Source organism: Petrocella sp. FN5 (assembly GCF_029210395.1).
In the GTDB taxonomy this organism is placed as follows: Bacteria; Bacillota; Clostridia; order Lachnospirales; family Vallitaleaceae; genus Petrocella.
In genome coordinates this window covers 1-8,664 of the sequence record NZ_JARGDP010000094.1, presented here as the reverse complement: position 1 = coordinate 8,664, position 8,664 = coordinate 1, and the positions used below count along the sequence as shown (strand labels likewise).

General features: G+C 35.9%; 7 protein-coding genes and 1 other annotated feature. Of the genes, 5 read left to right on the top strand and 2 right to left on the bottom strand.

The genetic code is table 11. From position 1 onward, the window contains the following. Window positions 1-58: 58 nt before the first annotated feature. The 3 genes from P0N36_RS13845 to P0N36_RS13835 are packed head-to-tail and all read left to right on the top strand — an operon-like array spanning window position 59 to window position 3,683. Complete coding sequence (locus P0N36_RS13845; RefSeq protein ID WP_275843450.1) at window positions 59-1,390, top strand: sensor histidine kinase; 1,332 nt, start codon at window positions 59-61, stop codon at window positions 1,388-1,390. After that, the gene (locus P0N36_RS13840; RefSeq protein WP_275843449.1) at window positions 1,383-2,708 is read left to right on the top strand and encodes an ABC transporter substrate-binding protein; all 1,326 of its coding nucleotides are present in this window, start codon (window positions 1,383-1,385) and stop codon (window positions 2,706-2,708) included. Before P0N36_RS13845 ends, P0N36_RS13840 begins: the two co-directional genes overlap by 8 nt. Window positions 2,709-2,726: 18 nt before the next feature. Next, entirely contained in the window at window positions 2,727-3,683 is a 957-nt protein-coding gene (locus P0N36_RS13835; protein WP_275843448.1) for a sugar ABC transporter substrate-binding protein, read from the top strand. Window positions 3,684-3,788: 105 nt separating this feature from the next. Here the strand turns inward: P0N36_RS13835 and P0N36_RS13830 are convergent, their stop codons facing one another. After that, the gene (locus P0N36_RS13830) at window positions 3,789-4,871 is read right to left on the bottom strand and encodes a tartrate dehydrogenase (protein ID WP_275843447.1); all 1,083 of its coding nucleotides are present in this window, start codon (window positions 4,869-4,871) and stop codon (window positions 3,789-3,791) included. Between the two features lie 11 nt (window positions 4,872-4,882). After that, the gene (serA, locus tag P0N36_RS13825) at window positions 4,883-6,463 is read right to left on the bottom strand and encodes a phosphoglycerate dehydrogenase (RefSeq protein ID WP_275843446.1); all 1,581 of its coding nucleotides are present in this window, start codon (window positions 6,461-6,463) and stop codon (window positions 4,883-4,885) included. Between the two features lie 51 nt (window positions 6,464-6,514). Further along, window positions 6,515-6,711: a binding site (T-box leader), on the bottom strand. Between the two features lie 222 nt (window positions 6,712-6,933). Between serA and P0N36_RS13820 the strand changes: the two genes are divergently transcribed. Continuing rightward, entirely contained in the window at window positions 6,934-8,487 is a 1,554-nt protein-coding gene (locus P0N36_RS13820) for a response regulator transcription factor (protein WP_275843445.1), read from the top strand. After that, window positions 8,474-8,664: hypothetical protein (locus P0N36_RS13815; RefSeq protein ID WP_275843444.1), on the top strand; the 191-nt coding region annotated here is incomplete at its 3' end. The genes P0N36_RS13820 and P0N36_RS13815, both read left to right, overlap by 14 nt.

Sequence of the window (8,664 nt, the reverse complement as noted above, 5' to 3'; positions counted from 1 at the left end):
TAAGTAGAGATAATCAGATATTCTATTATAGAGAAGCAATGGGTTGGGGGTGAATAAGATGCTTGAGACAACACCAATATCAATCATACGTAAACTTAATTATTTAGTTAATGTTGTTGTGATTCTTTTTTTCTCATTCATCATCTCATCAACAACAACTAAGATTTTTGATGGTTTTTTAGCAAGAGAATTCCTTGAACGGGTACAGTATTTACCTATTATTCCACAAAATATTGCCGTTCTTGCAATAGTGTATATGCTGGCACTTGGTGCTTCAAATATAATGAAAAGTTATTTACTTAAGAGGAAGTTTTTTGGTGTAAGGATTCTTCTATTGGTTGATTTTTGGCTGTGCTTTATGATTGTTTATTATATGAATTTTAGTTACCGAGGCATATTCCTTTTACTGATGATGAACATAATTACATATGCAAAAGAACCTCATTCAAGGGTATGGATGCTCATTTTTGCAATAATCTCCTTTATATTATTAGACTATGATATTTGGTCCAACCGACTTGCAATGCTGTCACTTACAGAGTATGTAGACTATAATTCAGAAGAAGTAAAAATCTTTATGTTGGTAGGTAAGAATCTATTGACATCCATTAATGAAATAGGGTTCATTGGCTTTCTTTATCTTTTGCTTCAAAACAAGATTAATGAAAATGCAGCCATTAGTTCTTTAAATACGAAGTTAAGAGAAACAGCGTCTGAGCTTAAGATTGCGAATATGCAACTTGAAGATTTTGCACAAACCATGGAAGAAAATGCAAAAATGAAGGAACGAAATCGACTGGCAAGGGAAATACATGACATATTAGGTCATTCATTAACGAGTATAACAACTGGTTTGGAAGCTTGTGTTTCAATAATTGGAATTGAGCCTGAAGTTGCAAAAAAACAGCTGGGTAAAATACTGGATCTTTCTAGAAAGGGCTTGGATGAGGTTCGTCGTTCCGTTCGAGAATTAAAGGTGGATACTATTTCTAAGTCTGATCTTATTCCGGCGATTACAGTGATGGTAAATGATATCAATGAGTGTACACCTGTTAAGATAGATATGGAGATTAACGGGCCCATCCTTAGGCTAAAAGAAGATGAAGAACAGACGGTTTATAGAATTATTCAAGAGTCTATAACAAATGCAATTCGACATGGTAAGGCAAGTCACATTCATTTATATATTGATTTTTATCAACATGTAGTGAAAGTGATGATTAAGGATAATGGGAAAGGCAGTGTGAATGTTGAAGAAGGGTTTGGATTAACACATATAAGAGAAAGAATTGCAATGTTAAACGGTACAATGATATATGAAACAAAAATAGGAGAGGGTTTTACGATACATGTTGGAATTCCCATAAGATGGGGGGCTGCATATGATTAACGAAAATAAATCCGGAGAAAATATGAAGAAATATAGTATAGCCTTAGTTGTAATAGTCTTAATAATAATTAGCTTTTTTTTAATTCAAGCACTAAAATCAGAAAAAAAAACAGTTGTACAAATAGGTATTTATTCGGGAAATGAATGGGGCGTCCCTCAAATAGATGTATATCGCATATATGACGAAGCCATTAAGCTTTTTGAAAAAGAGAATCCAGGTGTAAGCGTTGAATACCGGAGTGGTACATTAATGGAGGACTATTCAGAGTGGTTGGCACAAAGGATTTTGATTGGTAATGAACCGGATGTTTTTATTGTACTTGGAGAAGACTTTGACACTTTATCTTATATTGGTATGTTAGAGCCTTTGGATACGTACATAGAGGACGATCCTAATTTTCATCCTGAAGACTTTTACAAAAAAGGGATTGAGGCCGGTGTCTATGATGGCTACCAATATGCCATGCCTTTTCAGATTGTGCCAACATTTATGATTGTCAATGAAACGCTATTAAAAGATAATAACTTGGCAATCCCTAACATGGATTGGACTGTTGGCGAATTTCTAAGAATGTGTGAAACACTGACCCAGGATACGAATCAGGATGGTATGAATGACCAATATGGCGTGGTAGGATATGGATGGGAAAATACTTACTATGCAGCAAAAGGAACTTTTGAGGCTGGTGAAAAGGCAATTGATGTATATGATGAAGAAAAACTTAGGAAAGCAATTGAGGTCTCAAAAGCATTATATACACAAAACAGTGGGCAAATCGTGCCACCTTATGCATTTGATCAGGGGTTAGTTGGGTTTAAGACCTTTTCATTAGCTGAGTTTAGAGCCTATAAACCCTATCCCTATAAAGTGAAAAAGTATTCAGATTTTATATGGGAACCCATATCATTTCCCGGTGTGGATCAAGAGACAAGTATTGGGAAGCTTTATACAGTACAATGGGGCATGAGCAGTAGATCCAAGAACAAGGATTTAGCCTGGGCCTTTATAAAGTTCATGAGTAATGATGATGCAGTTCAACAAATGGTTTGGGATTACACCTATACCTTGCCCACCAAAATATCAGTAACAAACCAGGCATTATCTCAGGATGATTTAATGAACAATGTTTTGGATTCAGCTTTTTTGAAGTTGGTTATTGACCAATCGGTTATTGAGCCAACTTTTAAAAAGTATCAGAAGCTTATAGAATCTATGGATACAAGGATTAAGGTAAACATAATGGATGACAAATCTATGCAAGAGATTCTACGTAGTGTTAGAGAAGAAGCTGATAGTATACTGGAAAGTGAGCATTAAAAACTTGGAGGGAAAGCAATGAAAAAAGTATTAGTAGTATTACTAGTATTATCAATGGTTGTAGGTGTGTTTTCGGGATGCAGTAAGGAAGAAAAGAATAGTGATTTACTACAATTAAATACATCCTATAAGTTTGGTGCTACTTATATGACCTTAAACAATCCTTTCTTTGTATTGCTTAATAAAGGCATTAAAGATGTCGTAGAAGCTAACGGTGATATTCTGATTGCACTAGATCCAGCGCTTGACCCAGAGAAACAAATCAGTCAAATAGAGGATCTTATTGCACAAGGTGTAGATGCTATTTTTATAACGCCAGTAGATTGGAAAGGCATCCGTCCTGCACTTGAAGCAGCAGAGGAGGCCGGTATTCCTGTAATTAATGTAGATGCGCCTGTGTATGATACAGAACTCGTTGCATCCATTATTACATCAGATAATTATAATGCTGGTGTTATATGTGCTAAGGATATGATGAAAAGACTAAACAATGCTAAAATTGTAATCCTAGAACACCCAACGGCTAAATCAGCCATTGATAGAACCCAGGGGTTTATTGATACCATTGCAGGTATGGAGCACTATGAAATCGTTACCAGACAATCATCAGAGGGGCAACTAGAACAAGCCATGTCTGTAATGGAAAACATTATACAGGTGAACCCTGACATTAATGTTGTAATGGCATTAAATGATCCAACAGCAATGGGCGCTATAGCAGCACTTCAAGCGGTTGAAAGTGAAGAAAAAGTGCTTGTTTATGGGATAGATGGTGCTCCGGAAGCAAAACAAATGATTAAAGATAGAAAGATGACTGCCACAGCAGCACAATCACCTATGACGATTGGAACGACAGCAGCACAAGTAGCTTATGATCTTCTATCCGGTAAAGAGATAGAAAAAGAAATATTTGTAGATGTCATATTTATTGATATATATAATGTTGATGAATATGGAACGACAGGTTGGCAATAATTATATTTAAAAGTAAATGTTGGTAAAAGATAGTAATAATTCTTTTACCAACATTTACTTTTTTGTTTACCGATACCATTATAATCGAAGGATTCTGTTCTTAACCTATGCGTTTTTAATTAATGTGGTGAGCATATCACATATTGCAGATCCAACATCAGAGGTTGGTGATATACCGCCTAGATCTCTTGTAAGACACTTTCCTTCAACGAGCACGGCTTCAATGGCATCTACAATTATATCGTGTGTCATTTCTGGATACAACTGATCAAGCATCATTTTTACAGTCCATATCATGGCCATAGGATTGGCGATTTGTTTACCTGCAATTTCTGGTGCAGAACCATGAACTGGCTCAAACATGGAAGGGTAGGTACCTTCTATATTTAGATTGGCGCTTGCTGCAAACCCTAGACCGCCTTGAAGGGCTGCCCCAAGATCTGTAATAATATCACCAAATAGATTAGAGGCCACAACCACGTCAAAGCTTTCAGGTCTCTGTACAAAATACATGCTAATGGCATCTACATGGTTCACCTCAGTTTTAATATCGGGATAGTTTTGTGAAATAGCATTGAACCTATTGTCCCAAAATACCATGCTGTAATTAAGAGCATTGGATTTTGTTGCACTGGTTAATTTCTTTGCTCTATTACGCTTTTGAGAGAGTTCAAAAGCGTATTTCATAACCCGGTCGGTATTTTTTTTGGTGAATACACCGGTCTGATGAGCAGCTTCGTCATCCGTACCTACATCTTTGAATTCACCGTGTCCTGAATACTCACCTTCAACATTTTCTCTTACGACCACAAAATCAATATCTTTAGGTGTTTTGTTTTTTAGAGGGCAAGGTGCACCTTTTAATAACTTGATGGGTCTTAAGTTTATAGATTGGTCAAAGCCTTGTCTGATTTTTAATAATAACTCTCGAAGAGAAATGTGGTCAGGAACGCCTGGATAGCCAACAGCACCTAATAAGATGGCATCGTAATTCTCAAGCTCGATCATACCGTCTTCAGGCATCATTCTACCAGTGTTATGATAATATTCACATCCCCAAGGGTAATGGGTTAACTGGACAGGAGGCAACCCTTGAAGTGATAAGTAGTGATGAAGTACCTTTATGCCTTCTTCCATAACCTCTGTACCGATACCATCTCCTGGGATGACTGCAATTTTTTTTTTCATTATAAAACCTCCTATATTTTAAGTGACCAAGCTTTTAAAATGCCTGGATGCTGTTGAATCTCAAAAAGAACATCATCATTGATTGTCTGGTCGACTGTGAGAAGCATCATAGCAGACTTGTGAGTCTGAGAAAGACTGACGTTCATAGTTGAAATATTGATCTTGTTTTGACCAAGGATATGACCGATTGCTCCAATCATACCGGGACTATCGTTGTTTTCAATAAGTAGCATATTGCCTTTTGGTACAATATCTATTGAATAATTGTTGATTGCCACGATTCTGGGTTCGCCTTTTCCTAAAACAGTACCCTCTATTTCAAATATTTCATTTTTACTATGAAGTTTTATTGCTATAGAATTTGAGTATTCATCGGATGTACTTACCCTTCTTTCAGATATGGCAATGCCTCTGTTTTCAGCTAATATTCTCGCATTAACATAGGTTACAGGCGTATCAAGTACAGTTTCATATAGACCTTTTATAAAGGAAAGCACAAGTGGCTCTGTTGAATGGTGAGATAATTCTCCTTTATAAATGAACTCAATTGTTTTGGCAACTTCTTTGTGTATTTGATGATAAAGTTTCCCCATGCGTTCAACAAGTGTGAGGAAGGGTTTCATCTGTTCAAGCTCATTAACGGAAAGGCTTGGTAGATTCACAGCATTTGCAATTAATTTTCCTTTTAGGGCCTCATAGACTTCAATAGCAATCGTTTCACCTACATTCTTTTGAGCTTCAATTGTATCTGCACCGAGATGTGGGGTGATAATCGTTTCTTCAAGGTCAAGTAAAGGCGAGATTGGATGGGGTTCGTCTTTTAGTACATCAATTGCTGCGCCGGCAACGGTACCTTCCTTTATTGCTTTGTAAAGCGCTTCTTCATCAACGATGCCGCCACGAGCACAGTTGATGATACGTACTTCTTTTTTTACACGCTTGAAAGCGTTTTCATTAATCATACCAAGTGTTTCTTTTGTCTTAGGTGTATGCACGGAAATGAAATCGGAAAGATCCAAGAGTTCATCCAGCGTGTTAGCGCGTGTCACATTAAAACGTTCGAATTTGTCTGCGTTAATATAAGGGTCATATGCAATGACATCCATTCCAAAGGATTGCATTCTGGTTGCAACCATGGTTCCTATCCTACCAAGGCCAATGACACCAAGGGTTTTACCCATTAATTCTACACCTTGAAATAAGGTTCTATCCCATTGTCTAGATTTTATATGTGCGTCGGCTCTTGGAATATTTCTTGAAAGAGATAACATAAGTGCGATTGTATGTTCTGCCGCTGACACAGTGTTAGCGTCTGGAGTATTTACAACAATGATGCCTCTTTCTGTAGCGCCGGATAATTCTATATTATCCACGCCATTTCCTGCTCGGCCAACGACTTTTAATTTTTTAGCCTGTTGATAGAGTTCTTCATTAACTTTGGTAACACTTCTTACAATAAGTGCATCATAATCTCCAATACTTTTCAAAAGTGCTTCTCGAGTTAAACCATAATCAACAGTCACATTCATTCCTTTTGACTTCAAAAATTCAATGCCTTCGTCTGCAATTTTTTCCGCAACTAGAATATTCATAATACCATCCTTTCTTTAAACACAAATCAAAAAAAACTCCGCCATCCCCAAAAAAGGGACGAGAAGTTTACCCGCGTTGCCACCCTAGTTGATACATTGTATCCACTCGATTAAGTTATCGCCTTAAATACGTTTGGTGTTACCCAAAAGCTCCGAGGTGGATTCAAATCAAAAAGTAACTGATTTTCACCAACCATCAGCTCTCTTAATACCTAAATAATTTTACTATTCCTCATCTGTGCCACAAACATATGAAATTATTGATTATTATAACGCGTTTAAGTATATGCGTCAACCCTATTTGTTAAATAATTAACTTTATTCAAAAGAAGTGACGGGTACATAAATTAGAGGGAGATTCTTGTGTCTTAATAAGATAAAAAGATAGACAGATATTTAGGACTGTATTATTGTAGTATATAAGGCATGAAAAAATCAGCCTATTCTATAAGGCATGATAGAGGTGGAACATGAAATATACAATCGTTTTGGTAGATGATGAAGATGAAGTAAGAGGTAGAATTGCATCAAAGATCGAAGGTCAGAAAGACTTTGAAGTCATAGGATCAGCCTCAAATGGCTATGATGCACTGGATTTGTTAGAGGAACATACGCCGGATGTTGTCATTACAGACATTAAAATGCCATTTGTGGACGGTATTGAGTTGACGCGTATCATTCGAAAAAGTTATCCAACTGTAAAAGTAGCAATCATCTCAGGGTATGACGACTATAGTTATCTTAAAGAAGCAATTAATTTAGATGTTGTGGCCTATTTGTCAAAGCCCATAACAAGTGGCAATGTTGAGGAGTTCCTAGACAAGATAAAACAATCATTAGATGCAGAAAATGAACATATACAGCTGAAAGAAGAAATGGTCTTAAATCAAGTAAGAAACCGTATTATTTATCATTATTTAAATGAATATCAGTTAAATAATGATGATGAGATTATGGTTAATGAAGTAGGAATAAGCATCAGCCAACCTCATGTGGTGATTTGTACGAGGTTGATGAATTTCACCGGTAATATTATCGAATTAGAGAAGAAGAAAAACCAGTGTTTTTTAATGATGGAAGAATTAGTAGGTGAGAGCTTCAATGCTTATCACATCCTATTTGGACAAGACATTGTGAGCATTGTTAAAGCAGATAGAGAGGATTTTAAGAAAACACTCGATCTTGTTTTATATAAGGTGATTAACGATATAAAGAAATATATCTTAGTCGATATTGCAATGGGTGTCAGTCTTGCTGATCAATTTGATAATTTATTTGATCTGTACAGACAGTGCCAATTTGAATTAGAGTCATATGGCATGGATGATTCCAATACCATAAATTATTATGGGGACAACGATATAATCCCCGATAAGAAGAGCTTTAATGTCGAAGATATTAATGAGTTTAAAAAGAATATGAGGTATATGAATGACGAAGATTTTTCGGAGTATATTGCGAAGCTTACAAAAAAAATCAAAGAAGAGCATCTTTATGATTTTTTTTGTGTCATAGTAACCCTGAGCGGCTTATTAATAGAGTATTCAGATAGTGTTAGTGCTAATTTAAGGCGATCTTTAGATATTAATACCATTAAGACGTATATTGAATCTAAGAATATTGATGGTTTTATGATATTGATAACGAAGCTTACCTCTGAGATGAAAGCGGATATTGCTACAAGAAAAACAAAAAAAACATCTAAACTCATGGGTGAGATTATTGCTTATTTAGAGCAACACTACGATAACCCTGAAATGAATATGGACATGGTCGGTGATGCTTTCAATATTAGTGTATCTTATTTAAGTACTTTGTTTAAAAAGGAGACAGAAACGACCTTCAATCGTTACTTGGTTTCAAAAAGAATTGACCATGCAAAGTTGTTATTAAAGAACACTGAAGATAAAATGGTGTCCATCGCTGAAAAATGTGGCTATAAAGACGTTTACTATTTTAGTCATAGTTTCAAGAAAACAACCGGTCAATCACCAAAGGAGTTCAAAAAAAATGAAGCATACTAAAAGATTTTCTATGAACCATTTTACGATTATGCAGACAATTATAGCAACGATCACACTTGTATTGGCCGTGTCCGTTACAATATCTATATTATCTGTTTACTACATCAGCACAAAGACAAGTAAAGATCTTGTTTATGATCAAGCCAGTGAGATTAATAAACAAATTGTTTTTAATTA